Genomic DNA, 20,095 nt, shown 5'->3' on the forward strand with positions numbered 1-20,095 from the left:
GAGTTCACCCGGTGGCCACCGGGCCGCTGACACCCGGGCCGCTGACACCGGGGCCGCACAAGCGACCCTCGTAGATCCCGATCTTCGCGTCGATCGCGCGCAGGTGCTCCCGCGTCGCCTCGAGCTCGGCGAGCACCCGGTCGCGGTGGGCGCGCAGCAGGGTGAGCCGCGCCCCCTCGTTCCCGTCCCCGTCGCGGCACAGCGTCGCGTACTCCCGGAGCTCCGCGATACCCATGCCCGTCGCCCGCAGGCGCGTGAGCATGACGATCCAGCCGAGGTCCGCCTCCGAGTACCGGCGATGGCCCGACGGCGCCCGGTCGACGGGGTCGAGCATGAGCCCGTCTCGCTCGTAGTAGCGCAGCGTGTGGACGGTGAGCCCCGTCGCGGCGGCGGCATCGGCGATGGTGAGCCCGCCGACGGCGGACGTGGTGGCGGTCACCGTCCCAGTCTGCGCCGCGGGCTAGGGTGGCGGCCCATGGACCTGCTGAGCACGGCCACCGACCGCGACGTCGCCTTCACCGCCGCCGTCCTCGGGGTCGGCGGGTTCGCGTGGTTCGGCTGGGCCCAGGAGGCGCCGCCCGCGTCGTGGCGGCTCCCGCTCGGGATCGCGTCCGGGCTCTGCTTCGCGGCCGCGGTCGTCGGGGGCGTCCTGGGGGTCCGCTGGTGGGACACGCCGACGGCGCTCGCGACGTCGTCCGACGGGGTCCGGTTCGGTGTGATCGTCGCGATCGAGGCCGTGCTCTGCGCGGCCGGGGCGATCGTGCTGGCCCGGACCGGCAACGCGGCGTGGGTGAGCGCGTGGATCTGCGGCGTCGTCGGGATCCACTTCGTCCCCCTCGCGCGGGTCTTCCACGACGCCGGGTTCGTCGTCCTCGCGGTGCTCCTGGTGGGCGTCGCCGTGGGCTCGTGGGCGTGGGGGCGAGGATCGAGCCTCACGCCCAGCGCGCTCGTCGGGGTGCTCGCGGGGTCGACGTTCGCACTCTTCACCGCGCGGGCGCTCGTGACGCTCGCCGTCGGTGACGGCCCTGCACCCACGGAGCATTAGGCCCGCAGGACCGCCACAAAAAGGTCACAGCGTTCTCAGGTCGTTGCGGCACAATGGAACCATGCCCTCCGATCTCGACGTCGTCACGCCCGCCGCCCCTCCGGCCCGACCCGGCCGCCGCGCGCTCGTGAGCGCCGTCGTCGGGCTGGCCCTCGTCGCGCCGCTCGCGGCGTGCACCGGCGACGGGAGCGTCGACACCGACGCGGTGGGCAAGTTCGTCCAGGACGCCGGCGACCAGACCAAGCAGATCGCGTCGGACGCCCAACGCCTCGGGAGCCAGCTCGGCTCGATGAAGAGCCAGGGCAAGGCGGCGCTCACCCAGGCGCAGGACGCGGGGGACGAGGCGCGCAAGGCGCTCGACGAGGCACAGAAGTCGAGCTCCACGCTGTCGGCGTCGGCGCGTCAGCGGCTCGACGACGCCTACCAGGACCTCGAGGACGCGCGCGCCCAGCTCGAGAAGCTCAAGGACAAGCTCCCCACCACGAGCCAGGCCCGGGCCACCATCGACGACGTCCAGAAGCAGCTCGACAGCCTGGCCACGTCGATCACGAAGACGGTGGGGTGACCGTCTCGTCGGAGGCGTCGGCGTCCCCGAGGTCGTCGAAGACCGTCACGAGCGTGCGCCAGTAGGTCGCACCGTCCCGAGTCCGGGTCACCAGGCCGCGGTCGACGAGGTCACGACGGACGCCGACCGGGTCGTCGGCGAAGGTCGCGAGGCGGTCGGTGAGCTCGCGTTCCGTGACGGGCTCGTCCAGCTCGAGGACTCGGGTCGCGACGTAGGCGAACAACAGGTCCCGGTCCGCGGCACGTCGCGGCAGCCGTTCGAGCCGACCGCGCACGAGGAACCGGGTGGGGTCAGGGGTGCGCACAGCACCACTCTCGCACTGCCCTCCACCGAACCTCCACGAGTTTGTAACCCCTACTCTGTTTTCTCTCTGTCTTCTCGCAGGAAAGCACGGCACACTGATCCTGTGACGTCGCCGCTGACCTCAGGCCCGATGTCGTGGCGCGAGGACACGGCCACGACATCCCTCGCGGCGCGCTACGCGGCCGCCGGCCTCCTCGCCGTCGCAGCGCTCCTCTTCCTCGGCGGTGGGCACGAGGCCCTCACCACCGCGCTCCACGACGCCCGAACCCAGACCGCCGCGCTCGACGTCGACCTCGCCCGCGTCGACGGCGAGCTGGACGCGCTCTCGGGGACGCTCGCCACCGAGGTCACCGACGCGGTCGAGTCAGCCCGGGCCGCGACCGCCGCCGCCGAGGAGGCGCTCGCCGGTGCCGCGCAGGAGGTCGTCGACGCCACGGACGAGGCTCGTGCGGCCGTCGCGCTCTCCGATGCCCAGATCGCGCTCGAGGCCGCGGCCGCCCAGGTCCGGCACGTGCGCGGCAAGCTCAGCGACGGCACGGTCGGCGAGTCGCTGACCGAGCTCCTCACCCACCTCGACGCCCTCCGGCTCGGCCAGGCCTGATCCCTCACGCGCCCCGGCCAGGTGCGCGCCCCGCCCGAGCGCGGAGCCGCCGTCGTGCGTAGCGTCGGACCGTGACCTCGACGAGCAGCACGCACCTCGGTCCTCCACTGCGTCGCGCCTGGACGCGGGCACGCCTGAAGATCGAAGGCCGGGGCCGGCACGGCCCGCTCGCGCCGCACGACCGGTGGCCGGCCCTCGCACGCTTCGACCGGGAGGTCGCCGCGCGGACCGACGCCCTGAACCTCGGACGCCCCGCCGACGCGACGCTGCGCGGCCTCAGCCGCCTCGCCGATCACTCCGTGCTCTGGGTCGGGGTCGGCGCCGGCCTCGCGGCGACCGGGCCCGTCGGGCGTCGCGCCGCGCTCCGTGGCGCTACGACCCTGCTTGCCGCGAGCGCCGTCGCGAACCTGGTCGCCAAACCGCTGTTCGGCGGCGAGCGGCCGACGACCTCGGGCCTCGACGTGCTGCGCAGGCTGGCGGACTCCCCGACCTCAGGATCGTTCCCGTCGGGGCACAGCGCGTCCGCGGCGGCGTTCACGCTCGGGGTCGCGACCGAGTGGCCGGCGGCCGGCGCCGCCCTCGCGCCGCTCGCTACGGCCGTCGCCTACTCACGCATGCACGTGGGAGCGCACTGGTTCTCCGACGTGGCGGGCGGTGTCGCGATCGGGGTCGGGGCCGCGGTCCTCGGCCGTCGGCTCTTCCCCCCGGAGCCCCGCACGACCGAGTTCGCACCCGCTCCACCGACCGACGTCCCCGCACTGGACGACGGCGACGGGTTGTTCGTCCTCGTCAACCCGAAGTCGGGCAAGGCGGGCGGCCAGATGGCCCAGGCGATCCGCGAGGCTCTGCCTGCGGCCGAGGTGCACGAGCTGTCGCGGGACGACGACGTCGGACGCCTCGTCTCCGACGCCCTGCGTTCCGGCTCGCGGGCCGTCGGGGTGTCCGGTGGCGACGGGACGGTGGGCTCGGTGGCCGCGGCGGCCCGTGCGCACGGGTCACCGCTCGTCGTCTTCCCCGGAGGCACGCTCAACCACTTCGCGAAGGCGCTGCGGATCGCGGGACCGGACGTCCAGGACCCGGTCGGTCTGGTCGCCAGGAGCGTGCGGACCGGCCAGGGCGTCGCGGTCGACGTCGGCGACCTCGAGGTCGGCGGCACGGAGGGCGGCACCGTCCGCTGGACCGTGCTCAACACCTTCTCCCTCGGCGCCTACCCCGACATCGTGGCCCACCGCGAGAAGCTCGAGGGCAAGCTCGGGAAGCAGGTCGCTGCGATCGTCGCGACCGCCCAGACGTTCCCCCGGGCCAAGCCGGTGCCGGTGCGTGGGGCGGTGGAGGACTCGGTCGAGCCTCGTGACGTCTGGTCCCTGTTCGCCGGGATCGACCGCTACACGCCCCCCGGTCCGGCCCCGGCGCGCCGGAGACGCCTCGACGACGGCCTCCTCGACGTCCGGGTCGCGCTCGCCCGGAAGCGGCGCTCGACGGTCCGGGTGCTCGCACGCAGCGTGTTCGACCAGCTCGGGTCACCGCTCGCCCGGAGGATTCCGCGGACGCGGTCGTGGCTCGGGACCACCACCACCGAGGTGCCGGTGGTCGACGTGCTCGTTCCCGCCGGGACGACGCTCGCGCACGACGGCGAGACCCACGTCGTGGGCGAGGGTGCGTCGTCGGGCCGGGGCGCGGCGGACGTCCGGGTGCAGCTCACCCTGCGGCCGGGGGCGCTGCGCGTCTACGCACCGGCGGAACAGCGGCCCGACGACGGGAGTTGAGGCGGACATGACGCTGGAGCTCGGCCTCGACACGTTCGGTGACGTCACCGCCCTCCCTGACGGGAGCCCGCGGCCGGCGGGCGAGGTGATCCGCGACGTCGTCGAGGAGGCGGTGCTCGCGGACCGGGTCGGCCTCGACTTCTTCGGGGTCGGGGAGCACCATCGCGCCGACTTCGCGGTCTCCGCGCCCGAGGTGGTGCTCGCCGCGATCGCCGGGCGGACCGAGCGGATCCGGCTCGGCTCGGCGGTGACGGTGCTGTCGTCCGACGACCCGGTGCGCGTGTACGAGCGGTTCGCGACCCTCGACGGCGTGTCCGGCGGCCGCGCGGAGGTCATCCTGGGCCGGGGGTCGTTCGTCGAGTCGTTCCCGCTGTTCGGGTACGACCTCGGTGAGTACGAGGACCTGTTCGAGGAGAAGCTCGAGCTGTTCGACGCGCTGCGCACCGAGAAGGCCGTGTCGTGGGCGGGATCGAAGCGCGCCTCCCTGAAGAACCAGCACGTCTACCCCAAGACCGAGCGCGGGTCGCTGACCACGTGGATCGGCGTCGGCGGGTCCCCCGAGTCCGTCGTCCGGACCGCGCGCTACGGCCTGCCCATGATGCTCGCGATCATCGGCGGAGAACCTGCCCGGTTCCGCCCCTACGTGGACCTCTACTGGCGCGCGCTCGGCGAGTTCGGGTGGTCCGCGCAGCCCGGCGGTGGTCCGGGGCGCGTCGGCATCCACTCCCCCGGGCACGTCGCCGAGACCGACGAGCAGGCGCAGGACGAGATCTACGAGCACTTCGAGGCGACGAACAACCGGATCGGCGCGGAGCGCGGCTGGCCGCCGTACTCGCAGTCCCGGTTCCGGCACGACGTCGGCCCCGACGGCTCCCTCTACGTGGGCTCTCCCGAGACCGTGGCCCAGAAGATCGCGGCGACCGTGGACCGGCTCGGCGCGACCCGGTTCGACCTCAAGTACTCGACGGGGACGCTGCCCCACGCGACGCTGATGCGGTCCATCGAGCTGTACGGGACGCAGGTCGCCCCGCGCGTCCGTGAGCTCCTCGCCGACGAGGCCGACTGACCGCAGGCCGCCCGTCCACCTGTCCGACCGGGGACCAAGGTCCCGCCCGCGCGCGACCTTCGGCTCAGGAACGGGCCTGCGCACCGCGAAAGACTCTTCTCAGAAGCCGGGGAACCGAAGAACCGGTCGATGAGAGGAACGATCATGAGCACCCTGGAACGCCCGCAGACACTGCCCAGCATGGGCCCGTGGAAGACGCCCCTCGCCGCGGTCGCGGGCACCCCCACCCGGATCGTCCTCGCCGTCACCCGCGTGGTCCTCGGCTTCTACTTCCTGTGGGCCTTCCTGGACAAGACGTTCGGGCTCCACTTCGCGACGCCGACGGCGAACGCCTGGATCCGGGGCGGCAGCCCCACGACCGGCTACCTGGAGAACGTCGCCGGACCCTTCAAGGGCGTGTTCAACGCGATCGCAGGGAACGTCGTCGTGGACTGGATCTTCATGCTGGGCCTCCTCGGCATCGGCGTCGCGCTGATCCTCGGTGTCGGCATGCGGATCGCCGCGGTCTCGAGCGTCCTGATGCTCGCCTTCATGTACCTCGCGTCGCTGCCGCTGACCACCAACCCGGTCATCGACGACCACGTGATCGAGGCGCTCGGCATCGTGCTCGTCGTCCTCCTGGGCGCAAGCGACGTCTACGGCCTCGGCACCTGGTGGAAGAGCCAGAAGCTCGTGCAGCGGTTCCGCTGGCTCGCCTGACCCCCTGAACGGCACACGAGGACGGCCCCGCCCCTGGGCCGTCCTCGTGTGCGACACTCCGACCGTGGCCGACACCGGAGCCCACGCCGCCTCCGAGCCGCTCGGGAGCCCCCCGACCCAGCGGCTCGTGGACGCGCTCGTGGCGATCACCAGCCCGCTCGACCTCGACACGATCCTCGCCAGGATCGTCGAGGGAGCCATGACGACGACGGGGGCGCGCTACGGCGCGCTCGGCGTCTACGACGGCACCCGGATCGAACGGTTCCTCCCCCACGGCCTCACCGACGACGAGATCATGCGCATCGACCACTGGCCGCACGGCGAAGGGCTCCTCGGCCTGGTCATGCACGAAGCGCGGCCCGTCCGCTCGGACGACATCACACGCGACCCCCGGGCCGTCGGGCTGCCCGCCGGACATCCGCCGATGACGACGTTCCTCGGCGTCCCCGTCTCGGTGCGCGGCACCGTCTACGGCAACCTCTACCTCACCGACAAGGCCGGCGGCGAACCGTTCGGCGCCGAGGACGAGACCGTGGTCGTCGCTCTCGCATCGGCCGCGGGAGCGACCATCGAGAACGCGCGGCTCCACCGGCGAGCGCGCGAGGCTGCGGTCGCGGACGACCGTGAGCGCATCGCCCGCGACCTGCACGACGTCGTCGTGCAACGCCTGTTCGCGGCAGGTCTGGGCCTCATGTCGGTCGTCCCACGGCTGCCCGACGACGTCCGTCGCGTCGTCGAGTCCACCGTCACCGACCTCGACGAGACCATCAGCGAGATCCGCACGACCATCTCGGACCTGAGGAGCGCGCCGTCGAACGACGCGCTCCCGCTCGCCGAGCGGGTGTCCGACGTGGCCACGGCGGCGCAGCGGGTGCTGGGGTTCCCTCCCCGGCTGACGGTCGTGGCCGAACCGGGGGCCGAGGTGCCCGTCGAGGTCGCGGACCAGCTGGTCGTGGTGCTCGGCGAGGCGCTCACCAACGTCGGTCGTCACGCCCGCGCCGACGAGGTCACGGTCGAGCTTCGCGTCGAGCAGGACGCCGTCGTCCTCGAGGTCGCGGACGACGGCGTCGGTTTCGAGCGCGGCGGACGCGAGAGCGGGCTGCGGAACCTGGCGAGCCGTGCGGAGCGCCTCGGCGGACGGCTCGCCGTCAGCTCGGAGAGCGGGACCGGCACCCGGCTCCGTTGGTCCGTGCCGCTCGACGGCGCCGATCAGCCCTGAGCGCCGTCCTCCCCGCCGCGCGGTCGCGCGGCCCGGCGCTCGGTCGCGAGCACCGCGACCTGGGTGCGTCGCTGCAGCCCCAGCTTGGCCAGGACGTGGGAGACGTGGTTCTTGACGGTCTTCTCGGCGAGGAACAGGCGCGCACCGATCTCCCGGTTCGTGAGCCCCTCCCCGATCAGCTCGACGATCTGCCGCTCGTGCGGCGTCAGCGCACGCAGCGGGTCGGCCTCCTCGTCGCGCCGGCTCGACTCCCGCAGCCGTTGCATCACCCGCGCGGTGCTGGCCGGGTCGAGCAACGAGCCGCCCGACGCCAGGGTGCGGACCGCGCCGACGAGGTCGCTGCCGTGGATCTGCTTGAGCACGTAGCCCGCGGCACCGGCGAGCACCGCGTCGAGCAGCGCCTCGTCGTCGGAGAACGACGTGAGCATCAGGCACGCGAGGTCGGGGTGTTCGGAGCGGAGCTGGCGGCAGACCTCGATCCCCGAACCGTCGGGCAGACGCACGTCGAGGACGGCCACGTCCGGACGCACCGCGGGCACGCGCGCCAGCGCCGACGCCGCGGTACCCGCCTCCCCGACCACCGTGATGTCGGGCTCGGCCTCGAGCAGCACGGCCACGCCGCGACGCACGACCTCGTGGTCGTCGAGCAGGAACACCCGGATCGGTTCAGCCACGGCCCGACGTCCCGTGCTCGGCGACGAACCGTTCGACCCGGCGGTCCGGCACGAGCCAGATCAGCGCCGCCACGACGAACGCAGCCACCCCGACGTACGGGACCCAGAACGACGCCAGGATCCCGGCGAGGTAGAGCACCGGCGACAGCTTGCCCTTCCAGTCGCGCCCGACGGCCTGCGCGAGCGGACCGTCGCTCCCCTGGCCGTTGATGAGAGTCCGCTGCAGCACGAAGTAGGCGACGGCGGCGAGGAGCAGGTCGATGCCGTAGAGCGCCGTCGGGACGGGGTCGAAGCCGGTCTCGTCCATCCACGACGTCGTGAACGGGAGCAGGGACAGCCAGAACAGCAGGTGCAGGTTCGCCCACAGGACCGCGCCGTTGACCTTCGACGCGAGCTGCAGCATGTGGTGGTGGTTGTTCCAGTAGATCCCCACGTACACGAAGGACAGCAGGTACGTGAGGAAGGTGGGGGCGACGTCGCGCAGGGCGCCCCACGACGACTCCTCCGGCACCCGCAGCTCGAGCACCATGATCGTGATGACGATGGCGAGGACGCCGTCGCTGAACGCCTCAAGGCGCGACTTGTTCATCGGGCCCTCAGCTGGTGGCGCGGATCAGGTCGTCGCGGACGAGCTGGTCACGGCTCACGCCCTTGAGCAGCAGGCCGACGTTCGCCCCGGCGGTCGCCACGTCCACCTGCTTCCGGAAGGTCTCGACCCCGGAGACGGTCGCCTTCATGACCGGCACGCCGTCGCGCACGATCTCGACCGCGTCGCCGCGGTGGACCGTGCCGGTCGCGACCGTCCCCGTGACGACCGTGCCGCGACCGGTGATCGTGAAGACGTCCTCGACCGCGAGCGAGAAGGGCTCGGCGACGACGCCCGGACCCTCGTCCACGGGGGCTCCCGTCGGGGACACCTCGACCGAGGCCACGCTCGAGGCCGTGGACATCCCGGGTACCGGTGCGTCGGGGGAAGCCGTGAGGAAGGGCTCACGCTTGCGGCGGAACAGACCCATGCGCCGAGCCTGCCACACCGAAGTGCTCGCCGACCTCTCACGCGGAGCAGCACGGCGAGCCCGGTGGGTCAGCGGCCCTCGGGGACGAGCGGAACATACCGGGGTGGTGGGTCCGTCTCGCCGCGTCCGCCCCGTCCGGCCGGCAACGCGGCGACCGCCTCGGGTGCCTCACGCATCGCGTCGTGCGGCGTCGGGAGGTCGTGGACTCGCCAGCCCGGATCGGCCAGGAGCCGTTCGCGCAGCGCAGCGAACGGAGTTCCGTCCTCCCAACCCGAGCGGTTTCATCGCCCCCAGCACCCCGAGCCGCTATCAGGCGGGCCGTTCTCGGTGGGCCCGCACGCCACGAGCGCGGCCGACGCCACGGGGTCGATGATCCGCGGCGCGTCGGGTCGCGTCGTGTCGACGACGAGCGACGCGCGCTCCCAGGGTCGCGCGGCCGCGAAGTAGAGGCGCTGCGCGCCTCGGTAGCGTGCGTGCCTCGGGTCGTCGGCCGCAAGGCCGTCCCGCTCGGACATCCGCCGCGCCGCCTCGTCGAAGGACACGTCGAGGAAGACGGAGAAGTCCCACAGCCCGACGAGCTCGTCGCGGTGGAGGAACGAGCCCTCGACGACGACGAGCGCGTCAGGCGGACCGCCCGGGGACCGGACCGCCGCCACCAGCGCGCGGAGGTCGTACGCGTCGAGCCAGAAGCCCTCGGGAGAGTGCCGCCCCCGCGCGTGGCGGACGGACGGCGGGTTGAAGAAGTCGTCCGCGTGCAGCACGACGACGGGCCGGCCGGTGACACGCTCGGCCAGCCGCGAGGCGAAGCGGCTCTTGCCGCTGGCGCCGATCCCGTCGACGGCGACGCGCACCTGCGTTCCTCGCGGCTCCCGAGCGAGCCGGTCGACGACTTCGCCCAGGTCCCCGCTCATCTGCCGTCTCCCGATCTAGCGACTGGTGGGTGCGAAGAGGTCACCGGCGAGGGAATCGAGCAGCTCGGGATCCGGACTGCGCCGACGAGGGCCTCAACCATGGCCGAGGCGTCGACGACGATCACCGGCGCCCGCCTTCGACGACGTCGAGAATGTCCTGGACTGTGGGGCCACCGGTACGGTCGCGGCTCTTCAACCGGGCCGCGATGTCAGCATTGGTCGGCCGCGCGGAGATCCGCACCAGCTCAACCACCGGTGGGGGCCGACAGCGACTTTCCCTCGGCTGCGGCCCGCTCCTTGAGCGTTCGCGTGAGGTCCTCGGGCACGTCGCCGAGATAGAGAGCCGGCACCGTTCGACGCTAGCACTCTGCAAGCGGCGTGGGCGTCGAATGAAGTTGCCACGAGTTGAGACAATGGAAGCCCGTGAGCACCGAACCCCGCACCCCGACGCCCGACCCAGGGCAGCGCCGTCCAGCGCGCCCTGACGCCGGCGGCGACGCGCACCCGGACGTCGCGCGTCCCGAGCGCGGGCGCCGCTCGGGTGGCCGGTCCCGGCGGGGGCGCGGACGAGGCCCCGGGCAGGGTGGACGCAGCGACCGGCCCGCGTCGCCCCGGGTGAGCACCGCCCACCTGGAACGCATGCGCGCGAGGCGCGAGGCCGTCGTCGTGCCGCCCATCACCTACCCCGAGCAGCTCCCCGTGAGCGCGCACCGCGACGAGATCGCGGAGGCGATCCGGGACCACCAGGTCGTGATCGTCGCGGGCGAGACCGGCTCGGGGAAGACGACGCAGCTCCCCAAGATCCTGCTCGACCTGGGCCGCGGCCGGGCGGGGCAGATCGCGCACACGCAGCCGCGCCGTCTGGCCGCCCGGAGCGTCGCCGAACGCATCGCGGAGGAGATCGGGACGCCGCTCGGCGAGACCGTCGGCTACCAGGTGCGGTTCACGGACGAGTCGTCGGACGGCACGCTCGTCAAGGTCATGACGGACGGCATCCTGCTGGCCGCGATCCAGCGCGACCCGCAGCTCCTCGCGTACGACACGATCGTCGTCGACGAGGCGCACGAGCGGTCCCTCAACATCGACTTCCTGCTCGGCTACCTGTCGCGGCTGCTGCCGCAGCGGCCGGACCTCAAGCTCGTCATCACGTCCGCGACCATCGACTCCGAGCGGTTCGCGAAACATTTCGGGGCCGACGACGCCCCCGCCCCCGTGATCGAGGTGTCGGGCCGCACGTACCCCGTCGAGCTGCGGTACCGGCCGCTCACGGGCGACGCGACCGCGGACGGCAGGAAGCGTGAGGACCGCGACCTCGTCACCGGCATCGTCGACGCCGTCGACGAGCTGATCGCCCACGACCGCACCCGCCACGACCCGGGGCCGGGCGACATCCTCGTGTTCCTGTCGGGCGAGCGCGAGATCCGCGACGCCGCCGACGCCCTCACCGGCCACTTCGGCGACCGCACGCACGACGCCCGCCGGCCCGGGTACGTCGAGATCCTGCCGCTGTTCGCGCGGCTGTCGGCGGCGGAACAGCACCGCGTGTTCGCGTCGCACCCGGGACGCCGGATCGTCCTCGCGACGAACGTCGCCGAGACCTCCCTGACCGTCCCGGGCATCCGGTACGTCGTCGACCCGGGCACGGCCCGCATCTCGCGGTACTCGCGCGCGTCGAAGGTGCAGCGTCTGCCCATCGAACCGATCAGCCAGGCCAGCGCGAACCAGCGCTCGGGGCGGTGCGGGCGCGTGTCCGACGGCGTCGCGATCCGGCTGTACTCCGAGGACGACTTTGACGCGCGCCCCCCGTTCACCGAGCCGGAGATCCTGCGCACGTCCCTCGCGTCGGTCATCCTCCAGATGATCTCCGTGGGCGTCGTGTCCACGCCCGACGACGTCGCCCGGTTCCCGTTCGTCGACCAGCCGGACACGCGTTCCATCCGCGACGGCGTGCAGCTCCTCACCGAGCTGGGCGCCCTCGAGGTGTCCGACGGCGAGACCCGCCTGACCGCCGTCGGCCGCGACCTCGCGCAGCTCCCCATGGACCCGCGCCTGGCCCGCATGATCGTCGAGGGCGCGCGCCGGGGCGTCGCCCGGGAGGTCACGATCATCGCCGCGGCCCTGTCCATCCAGGACCCGCGCGAACGTCCCACCGAGGAACGCCCGCAAGCCGACCAGCAGCACGCCCGGTTCCAGGACCCGACGTCCGACTTCCTCACCTACCTCAACCTCTGGACGTACGCGCGCGAGCTCCAGCACGACCTCTCGGGCAGCCAGTTCCGCCGCCGCGTCCGCTCCGAGTACCTGAACTTCCTGCGCATCCGTGAGTGGCAGGACCTCGTGACCCAGCTCCGCGACACCTCCAAGCCTCTCGGCATCCGCTGGGGCGACCCGACGCGCGCCCACACCGCGTCACCCTCGGCGAACGCAACGTCACCCTCGGCGACCACCGGCGCGGACGCGAAGGTGAGGCGGACGCCCGAGGCGGCGGGAGGGGCCGGCGGCGCGAAGGGCGTGGCGGGGCTGGCGGGAGCCGAGCGAGGTACGAGCGAGGCGGATGGTAGCCCGAGCGCCGTCGGCCCCTCCCGCCGCCGCCCCGCCCCGAGCACCGACCCCTACAAGCGCGCCTGGGACGGCGACACCATCCACAAGGCGCTCCTCGCCGGCCTCCTGTCGCAGGTCGGGATGCAGCAGACGGCGGAGATCAAGGCGTCCGCGCGCACGGGTCGCGATGCAGCCCAGCTCAAGCGCATGGCCCGACAGGCCCGCAACGAGTACCTGGGCGCCCGCGGCATCCGGTTCGCGATCTTCCCGGGTTCGCCACTGAACAAGAAGCCGCCGGCGTTCGTGATGGCCGGCGAGCTCGTGGAGACGAGCCGCTTGTGGGCGCGCGACGTGGCGCGCATCCAGCCGGACTGGGCGGAGGAGGTCGGCGCGCACCTGGTGAAGCACACGTACTCGGAGCCGTCGTGGTCGTCGAAGCGCGGCGCGGCGACGGTCCGGGAGAAGGTGCTGCTGTTCGGGGTGCCGATCGTCGCGGACCGCCAGGTCCTGTACTCGCGCGTCGACCGTGAGGCGGCGCGGGAGATGTTCGTCCGGCACGCGCTCGTCGAGGGCCAGTGGACGACGCACCACCAGTTCTGGTCCGCCAACCAGCGGACCCTCGAGGAGGCCGAGGAGCTCGCGGCCCGCTCCCGGCAACGGGGTCTCGTCGTCGACGACGACGTCCTGTTCGCGTTCTACGACGCCCGCATCCCCGCCGATGTCGTGTCCGCCCGGCACTTCGACCAGTGGTGGAAGGGTGCCCGGCGTCGCGACCCCGACCTCCTGACGTTCACGCTCGACCTCCTCGTCCCCACCGCCGACGAGATCGACACCTCGCTCTTCCCCGAGCGGTGGCCGCAGGGCGAGCTCGAGCTCCCCCTCACCTACCAGTTCTCCCCCGGCACCGACGCCGACGGCGTGACCGTCCACGTCCCCGTCTCCGTCCTGAACCGTGTGGTGCCGGACGGGTTCGACTGGATGGTCCCCGGCCTGCTCGACGAGCTCACCGTCGCCACCATCCGGGCCCTGCCGAAGCCCGTGCGCGTCCAGCTCGTGCCCGCACCCGACGTCGGCCGTGACGTCGCCGCCTGGCTGCGCGCCAACACCCCCGAGTGGGACGACATGGCACGCGCCGGCGACATGGCCGAACCCTTCCGGGTCGCGTTCACGCGCGCCGTCCGCGACCTGCGCGACGTCGAGATCCCCGACGACGCGTGGCCCGGCGTCCCCGAACGGCTGCCCGCGCACCTGCGCGTCACGTACCGCGTCCTGTCCGAGCCGGAGCGCGGCGTCGCGACGGTGCTCGGCGAGGGGAAGGACCTGCTGGAGCTGCAGCGTCGTCTGGCGTCGCGGGCGGAGGCGGCGGTGCGGACGGCGGTCCGGGCGGCGCTCGAGGCCGCCGTCGCGGAGTCGTCCGCGGCTGGGGCGGGCGAGCCGGGGGCGGCGGAGGGGCGCGGCCTACCGTCCGCCGGCACCACCACGGGCTTCGCCTCCTCGGGCGCAGCCTCCCCCTCCTCTGCCGGGTCGTCCGGTTCTCCGCGCGGTGCGTCCGACGACGGCCGCGCCGACGGTTCGCACAGCGGGTCGTCTTCACGTGGCTCAGACGCCACTGGTGCGTCGCGGCGGGGTGGGGGCGCTTCCGGGGACGGCGCTCCGGCGCTCGTGCGGGAGGTTGCCGTCGTCTCCGGCTGGCCCTCTGATCTCGGGGGGGTCGACGGTGGGGTCTTGCCGCCGGTCGTCGAGACGCGGGTCGGGGCCGGGACCGTCGTCCGGGGGTATCCCGCGCTCGTCGAGGAGCAGGACGCCAAGGGTGGGCCGGTCGTCGCGCTGCGGGTGCTCGGGGACGCCTCGAGCCAGGCCGTGGAACATGCGCGCGGGGTGCGGCGGCTGCTGCTGCAGGAGGTCGGGCTCGCCGGCGCACGGATCACCAGCAGGTGGACCGGGACGCAGGCGCTGACCCTGGCCGCGAGCCCGTACCGCAGCACGGACGCCCTGGTGGCCGACGTGCAGCTCGCCGCCGTGAACGCGCTCGTGCCCGACGCCGCCACCGTCCGTGACGCCACGGCCTACGCGAAGGTTCGCGATCGCCTGCGGGACGAGCTCGAGGACGAGGTGTTCCGCGTCGTCGGGCACGTCGTGGCCGCCCTCACCGCGACGCGGAACCTCGACGGCGAGATCCGGGACGCCACGTCGATGGCGCTGCTCAACACGCTCACGGACCTGCGCGACCAGGTGGCAGGGCTCGTGCACGACCGCTTCGTCTCCGAGACCCCGCCCCGGCGCCTGCCGCACCTCGTCCGGTACGTGCGGGCGGCGTCGTACCGGCTCGAGAAGGCGCAGGGCAACCCGCACCGGGACGCCGAGCTCGCCTGGCGCGTCCACGACGTCCAACAGGCCTACGAGCGCGCGCTCGGCGCCTACGCGGCCGGACGGCCCGACCCCGCGCGCGCGGACGAGCTCGCCGAGGTGCGGTGGCTGATCGAGGAGCTCCGGGTCTCCCTGTTCGCACAACAGCTCGGGACCGACGGGCCCGTCAGCGAGAAGCGGATCCGGAAGATCCTCGAGCCCGGCGGCTGGTGAGCTGCCGAGCACGGGCTGAACGGCGCTCCGGGACCGGCCCGGGTCGGTCCGGGGGCATCCCCCATACCGACGGACCGGCCGCGCGCCTACCGTCGAACCATGAGCACGACAGCATCCACGAGCCCGTCGTTGTCGCGGCCGCGCAGCGGTCGCATGATCGCCGGCGTGTGCGCCGGCCTCGCCCGACGGTTCGGGCTGAGCCCCACGCTCGTCCGGTGGATCGCCGTGGCGTCGGTCCTCCTGCCCGGCCCGCAGGTCCTGCTCTACGTGATCCTGTGGATCGTCATCCCGAGCGACCGGGACTGACGCGACACACACCGGCGGCACCCACGCCGTCCGGATCGTGAGACCTTCGCACAGGGTCTTGACTTTCGGAAAGTTTCGGAAAGAAGATGGCCACGCTGCGGCGCACCGAGGCGTCGCAGCGAGGCGACCGGCGCGGACCCCGAGACCACGCAGGCGCCACGTGTCCGTACGAAGGAGTCACGGCATGGCCACTGCACCTCTCACCACCACCTCTCCCACCCCGCGACGGCACCGCCGAGCCATCGTGCTCGGAGCCGGCATCGCCGTCGTCGGCCTGGTCGCCGCGCCCCTCGCGGCATCCGCCCACGGGGGCTCTCCGTGGGGCCACCACGCCGTCCCCGGCGCCCCCAGCCACGGCCACAAGCCGCCCACCCAGCCCACCACCGGCGACGACACCCTGCGGAGCCTCGCGGCGCCGTCGGGCCTGCGGATCGGCGCAGCCATCAACACCGACAAGCTCGGCACCGACGACGCCTACACGACGATCGCCGGCGAGCAGTTCTCCACCGTCAGCCCGGAGAACGTCATGAAGTGGGACACGATCGAGCCCACGCAGGGCACGTACAACTTCGCGCCGGCCGACAAGCTCGTGGCCTTCGCGCAGCAGCACGGCCAGCTCGTCCGCGGCCACACCCTGGTCTGGCACAACCAGCTCCCGTCCTGGCTCACCGCCGAGGCGGACAGCCTCACCGCCGACCAGCTCCGCGCGATCCTCAAGAAGCACATCCAGACCGAGGTCAAGCACTTCAAGGGCAAGATCTGGCAGTGGGACGTCGTCAACGAGGCCTTCGCCGACGACGGCACGCTCCGCGACGACATCTGGTCGCAGAAGCTCGGCGACAGCTACATCGCCGACGCGTTCCGCTGGGCCCACGAGGCCGACCCGAAGGCCAAGCTCTTCTACAACGACTACAACATCGAGTACACGGGCGCGAAGAGCGAAGCCGTCTACGCGATGGTCAAGAAGCTGCAGGCCCAGGGCGTGCCCATCGACGGCGTCGGCTTCCAGGACCACCTCGACACGCAGTACGGCACGCCGAACCTCCAGGAGACGATGCAGAAGTTCGCCGACCTGGGGCTCGACACCGCCGTGACCGAGGCCGACGTCCGCACCACGCTCCCCGTCACCACCGTGGAGCAGACCGCCCAGAACAGCATGTGGTCGCAGTCGCTGTCCGCGTGCCTGCTGGTCAAGCGCTGCATCTCGTTCACCGTCTGGGGCATCGACGACGGCTCGTCCTGGGTGCCGAGCACGTTCGAGGGCGAGGGCGCGGCCCTGCTCTGGGACGACGACTTCCAGCCGAAGGCCCAGTTCGGCGTCCTCCAGCAGACGCTCGAGCTCGCCGCCGGGGCACCGCGCCGGACGCGCTGACCCGCCGCGGCGTCACCTACGACCGGACGCCCGTCGCCCGCTCCACGGAGCCGGGCGGCGGGCGTTCGCCGCGCCGGCCACCTAGCATCGCCGGATGACCCCACGCCGAACCCTGCTCCTCGCTGGTGCGCTCGCCGGGCTGCTCGCCACCTCGGGCACGATCCACCTCGTCCGCCCGCGGGTGTTCGAGCCGCTGATCCCCCGCCCGCTCGGGTCGGCTCGTGCCTGGGTCGTCGGGTCGGGGGTCGCGGAGCTCGCGTGCGCGGCCGCCCTGGCCGTCCCCCGCACCCGGGCGGCAGGCGGCGTCGCCAGCGCAGCCCTGCTGGTGGGCGTCTTCCCCGGCAACGTGAAGATGGCGCTCGACTCCCACCCCGGGGCCCGGTCACCCGCGCGGCAGCCCGTCGTCGCGTGGGGCCGCCTGCCGCTCCAGGTCCCACTCGTCGCCGGGGCCGTCGCGGTGGCACGCAACGCCGGCCGGGCGGCCCGGTAGCGTCACGCCGGCCCGTCACCGAGCGGCCAGCAGCCCGCGCTGGTGCGCGACGGACACGGCCTCGGCACGTGTCGCGGCCCCGAGCTTCGCGAGCACGTTCGAGACGTGCACGCTCACGGTCTTGCCCGAGATGAACAGCCGTTCGCCGATCTGCCGGTTCGACAACCCCTGAGCGACCAGCGCCATGACCTCGGACTCGCGCTCCGTGAGCGTGTCCGACGACGACGCACGGACCCCGCCGACGTCGAGTCGGGCGCGGCGGGCCAACGCACGGCACGCGTCGGCCAGCGGGCGGGCGCCCATGACCTCGGCGTCCGTCAGGACGTCCGCGAGCTGCTCGCTCGCGCCCGCGCGGTCGCCCGCGGCGACCAGGGCCTCCGCCCACCGCCACCGGGACCGCGCGACCTCGTAGCGGTAACCGAAGCCGAACTCGTGCGCCGCGGCCTCCCAGAGCACCGGATCGTTCTCGCCGACGCCTCCCGCGGCCTGCAGCCGCGCGTGCTCGGCGTGCACGCGGGCGAGCCAGCCACGGCCCTCTGGCCCGAGGACCCCGCCGCGGGGGCGCCCGCGCTCCGCGGTCCGGACCGCGGCGTCGAGGAACTCGTCCCCGTGCGCGACGAGCGCCGCGACGTCGTGCCCCACGAGCGCGTCCCGCTCCGCCTGGTCCGCGAGCGCCGAGAGGGCGAGCGCGGAGAGCCAGATCCGGCCGAGGAACGAGTCGGACCACTCCCGGCCCAGGAAGACGATGACCTCCTCGGCGAGCGCGACGGCTTCCTCGTCGTCGCCCCGCCAGACGAGGGCGTCCACGGTGCAACCGCCCGCGACGAGCGCGATCTGGCCGTCCGTCACCCAGGCGGGGCGGAGCGCCTGCCCCCGTTCGACGGCGTCGGCGTCGCCCCGCGCGACCGCCGGGTAGAGCTGGAGCGCCTGGTACCCCGCGGCCCAGCTCTCGGGGACGGGGCCCGGGTCGGCGGGGGCGAGCTCACCCCGCAGGTACGCGCCGAGCAGCACGAACATCCGGATCGTCATGCCGTAGACGCTCCACGTCATCCCGGTGTCGTGGGCGTAGCACGACGCCTCGTCGGCGAGGCGCGCGGCCTCGTCGAGGTTGCCTGCGTAGTAGCGGTTGGCGACGAGGTTGGACATGCACCGGAGCTCGGTCTCCAGGTCGCCGGCCGCGTGGGCGCGCTCCCTGGCCTCGACGAGGAGCTCCGCCGAGCGTTCGGGGTCGTCGACCTCGAGCACGGCGAGCGTGCCGAGCGCGTCGGCCTCGACGTCGGGGGCGTCGACGGCCTGGGCGTCGGCGACGGCGCGGACGGCGTCCTGCCGGGCGATGTCGTCGAGGTCGAGGTTGAGCGCGGCGCGTGCGTGCATCGCGAGGGTCCAGGCGCGGTCGCGCGACGGCGGGTCGACGGGCAGGACCTCGAGAGCCGACGCGGTGCGGTCGAGCATCTCGTCGAGCTCGTCGGCGGCGAGCAGGTAGCCGGCGAGGACGTGCTGGAGGGAGGCATGGCGGAGCGGGTCGCCGACGTGCGTGTCGACGACGGCCCGGGCGAGGTCGACGGCCCGCTCGGGCGCGCCGGAGCGGGCAGCGGCGGACGCGGCCGCGAGGGCGACGTCGTCGTGCGGCTCGCCGAGGAGGCCGGCGGCGTCGGGGACGGCGTCCCACAGCGCGAGCACCTGCTCGAGGTGGCGCCGCTCCTCCGCGGGCGCGAGGACGCGCGCGGCCTGCCGGGCGGCATCGCGGCTCGCGACGAGCGTCATCGGCAGGTCGTGGGCGCGGAGGGCGTGGTAGGCGCGGACGGCCGCAGAGCCGAGAGCAGGGTCGGCTGCGAGGGCGTCGAGGTAGGCGCGGTGGACGGCCACCTGGTCGCCCGGCAGCAGGTCCCCGTAGACGGCCTCGGCGAGCAGCGCGTGCCGGAAGACGATGCGGTCCCCGTCCGAGTGGAGGACCTGCTGCGCCACGGCTTCCCTCAGGGCGCTGTCCGTGTCCGCGCCCGCCGCACCTCCGAGCACAGGGCCTGCGGCGACCGCGCGGACCAGCGGTTCGAGCACCTGGCGACCGTCCGCGGACGCGATCCGGACGAGGCGCTGCACGTCCGGCGGGAGACGCTCGAGCCGGGCGTGGAGGACGTCGGCGAGCGTCCACGGCAGCTCGCCGGGCCGGACCCCCGACTCGACGAGCTCCTCCGCGAAGTAGGCGTTGCCCTCGGACCGCCGGCTCACCGACTCGAGGGCGGCGGCGTCGAGCGGGCGCCCGGCGACCGCCGTCGTGAACTCGCGCAGCTCGTCGCGCGTGAAGGGCTCGAGCTCGATCCGCTCGACGCGCGGGTGCCGGCCCAGCTCGGCGAGCACGGGGCGCAGGGGGTGGCGGCGGTGCAGGTCGTCGGCGCGGTACGACGCGACGACGAGGAGGTTCTCGTCGCGGAGCCGCGCCACGAGGTAGCGCAGGGCGTCCAGCGTCGACGCGTCCGCCCAGTGGATGTCCTCGATCATGAGGACGAGCGGCGACGACGGCGCCCCGGCCCCTCCGAGCACGGCGGCCAGCCCGTCGAGGAGCTGCAGGCGGCCGGCGGGCTCGGAGGTGGGGGTCGCTCCCGGGTCGGCGTCGAGGAGGCGCGCCAACGCGGGACGCTGGGCGGCGAAGTCGTCGACGATCGAACAACGGCGCCGCAGGTCGCTGAGGGCCTCGACGAACGGCAGGAACGGCAGGCCGACCGAGCCGAGGTCCACGCAGTGGCTCACGACGACCGCCGCACCCGCCTCCTGGGCGAGCTCGGCGGTGCGGGTCAGGAGTCGGGTCTTGCCGATCCCGGCGTCGCCGCCCACGAGGACGAGCGCGGGCTCTCCCTCGGCGGCGCGGCGGACCGCGTCGGTGAGGAGCTCGAGCTCGGCTGACCGCGCGACGAAGGGCGCGGACGCAGGTGCGGCCATGTCCCCC

Annotated in this window: 18 protein-coding genes; 11 read left to right on the forward strand and 7 right to left on the reverse strand. The window is 73.5% G+C overall.

Going from position 1 to position 20,095, the window contains the following annotated elements; genetic code table 11:
• Positions 1–4: 4 nt before the first annotated feature.
• Entirely contained in the window at positions 5–439 is a 435-nt protein-coding gene (locus tag KDY119_RS18125) for a MerR family transcriptional regulator (RefSeq protein ID WP_051137022.1), read from the reverse strand.
• A gap of 36 nt (positions 440–475) precedes the next feature.
• Here KDY119_RS18125 and KDY119_RS18130 point away from each other — a divergent pair, with 36 nt between their 5' ends.
• Both KDY119_RS18130 and KDY119_RS18135 read left to right on the forward strand, forming a co-directional pair.
• Positions 476–1,045, forward strand: a complete 570-nt coding sequence (locus KDY119_RS18130; protein WP_036955509.1) for a hypothetical protein — start codon at positions 476–478, stop codon at positions 1,043–1,045.
• A 61-nt stretch (positions 1,046–1,106) separates the two neighbouring features.
• Entirely contained in the window at positions 1,107–1,610 is a 504-nt protein-coding gene (locus tag KDY119_RS18135) for a hypothetical protein (protein ID WP_036955506.1), read from the forward strand.
• Here the strand turns inward: KDY119_RS18135 and KDY119_RS18140 are convergent.
• Entirely contained in the window at positions 1,591–1,914 is a 324-nt protein-coding gene (locus KDY119_RS18140) for a DUF2087 domain-containing protein (RefSeq protein ID WP_083891281.1), read from the reverse strand. The genes KDY119_RS18135 and KDY119_RS18140 overlap by 20 nt on opposite strands.
• Positions 1,915–2,016: 102 nt before the next feature.
• Between KDY119_RS18140 and KDY119_RS18145 the strand changes: the two genes are divergently transcribed.
• The 5 genes from KDY119_RS18145 to KDY119_RS18165 all read left to right on the forward strand — a co-directional run bounded on the left by KDY119_RS18145 (position 2,017) and on the right by KDY119_RS18165 (position 7,264).
• Entirely contained in the window at positions 2,017–2,514 is a 498-nt protein-coding gene (locus KDY119_RS18145) for a hypothetical protein (RefSeq protein WP_148284349.1), read from the forward strand.
• A 71-nt stretch (positions 2,515–2,585) separates the two neighbouring features.
• A complete protein-coding gene (locus KDY119_RS18150) occupies positions 2,586–4,280 on the forward strand; it encodes a bifunctional phosphatase PAP2/diacylglycerol kinase family protein (protein ID WP_051137021.1) in 1,695 nt (564 codons plus the stop codon).
• Between the two features lie 7 nt (positions 4,281–4,287).
• Positions 4,288–5,346, forward strand: a complete 1,059-nt coding sequence (locus KDY119_RS18155) for an LLM class flavin-dependent oxidoreductase (RefSeq protein WP_036955501.1) — start codon at positions 4,288–4,290, stop codon at positions 5,344–5,346.
• A 144-nt stretch (positions 5,347–5,490) separates the two neighbouring features.
• Positions 5,491–6,045 carry a membrane protein gene (locus KDY119_RS18160; protein ID WP_036955498.1) on the forward strand — a complete coding sequence of 185 codons (555 nt, stop codon included), beginning with the start codon at positions 5,491–5,493 and terminating at the stop codon, positions 6,043–6,045.
• 64 nt (positions 6,046–6,109) lie between these two features.
• On the forward strand, positions 6,110–7,264 hold the full coding sequence (locus KDY119_RS18165; RefSeq protein WP_148284348.1) for a GAF domain-containing sensor histidine kinase: 1,155 nt from the start codon (positions 6,110–6,112) through the stop codon (positions 7,262–7,264).
• Here the strand turns inward: KDY119_RS18165 and KDY119_RS18170 are convergent.
• From KDY119_RS18170 to KDY119_RS18185, 4 genes are all read right to left on the reverse strand, one after another.
• The gene (locus tag KDY119_RS18170; RefSeq protein WP_036955495.1) at positions 7,255–7,938 is read right to left on the reverse strand and encodes a response regulator; all 684 of its coding nucleotides are present in this window, start codon (positions 7,936–7,938) and stop codon (positions 7,255–7,257) included. The genes KDY119_RS18165 and KDY119_RS18170 overlap by 10 nt on opposite strands.
• Positions 7,931–8,527 (reverse strand): TMEM175 family protein, encoded by a 597-nt coding sequence (locus KDY119_RS18175; protein WP_036955493.1) that lies wholly within the window; start codon positions 8,525–8,527, stop codon positions 7,931–7,933. The genes KDY119_RS18170 and KDY119_RS18175 overlap by 8 nt, the downstream gene beginning before the upstream one ends.
• A 7-nt stretch (positions 8,528–8,534) precedes the next feature.
• Positions 8,535–8,954, reverse strand: coding sequence for an EF-Tu/IF-2/RF-3 family GTPase (locus tag KDY119_RS18180; RefSeq protein WP_036955490.1), 420 nt, complete (start codon positions 8,952–8,954; stop codon positions 8,535–8,537).
• A gap of 281 nt (positions 8,955–9,235) precedes the next feature.
• Positions 9,236–9,865, reverse strand: coding sequence for a nucleoside/nucleotide kinase family protein (locus KDY119_RS18185; protein WP_083891280.1), 630 nt, complete (start codon positions 9,863–9,865; stop codon positions 9,236–9,238).
• A 423-nt stretch (positions 9,866–10,288) separates the two neighbouring features.
• On the opposite strand from KDY119_RS18185, the gene hrpA reads away from it, so the two are divergent.
• The 4 genes from hrpA to KDY119_RS18210 all read left to right on the forward strand — a co-directional run bounded on the left by hrpA (position 10,289) and on the right by KDY119_RS18210 (position 17,154).
• Positions 10,289–14,986 (forward strand): ATP-dependent RNA helicase HrpA, encoded by a 4,698-nt coding sequence (gene hrpA, locus KDY119_RS18195; RefSeq protein WP_153022626.1) that lies wholly within the window; start codon positions 10,289–10,291, stop codon positions 14,984–14,986.
• Between the two features lie 99 nt (positions 14,987–15,085).
• Positions 15,086–15,292 carry a PspC domain-containing protein gene (locus KDY119_RS18200; protein WP_036955487.1) on the forward strand — a complete coding sequence of 69 codons (207 nt, stop codon included), beginning with the start codon at positions 15,086–15,088 and terminating at the stop codon, positions 15,290–15,292.
• Positions 15,293–15,476: 184 nt separating this feature from the next.
• Positions 15,477–16,664, forward strand: coding sequence for an endo-1,4-beta-xylanase (locus tag KDY119_RS18205; protein WP_051137019.1), 1,188 nt, complete (start codon positions 15,477–15,479; stop codon positions 16,662–16,664).
• A gap of 94 nt (positions 16,665–16,758) precedes the next feature.
• Positions 16,759–17,154 carry a DoxX family protein gene (locus KDY119_RS18210; protein ID WP_153022627.1) on the forward strand — a complete coding sequence of 132 codons (396 nt, stop codon included), beginning with the start codon at positions 16,759–16,761 and terminating at the stop codon, positions 17,152–17,154.
• A 15-nt stretch (positions 17,155–17,169) separates the two neighbouring features.
• Here the strand turns inward: KDY119_RS18210 and KDY119_RS19380 are convergent, their stop codons facing one another.
• The gene (locus KDY119_RS19380; RefSeq protein ID WP_153022628.1) at positions 17,170–20,088 is read right to left on the reverse strand and encodes a helix-turn-helix transcriptional regulator; all 2,919 of its coding nucleotides are present in this window, start codon (positions 20,086–20,088) and stop codon (positions 17,170–17,172) included.
• Positions 20,089–20,095: the final 7 nt, after the last annotated feature.

Source organism: Luteimicrobium xylanilyticum, from assembly GCF_009429125.1.
Taxonomy (GTDB): domain Bacteria; phylum Actinomycetota; class Actinomycetes; order Actinomycetales; family Cellulomonadaceae; genus Luteimicrobium; species Luteimicrobium xylanilyticum.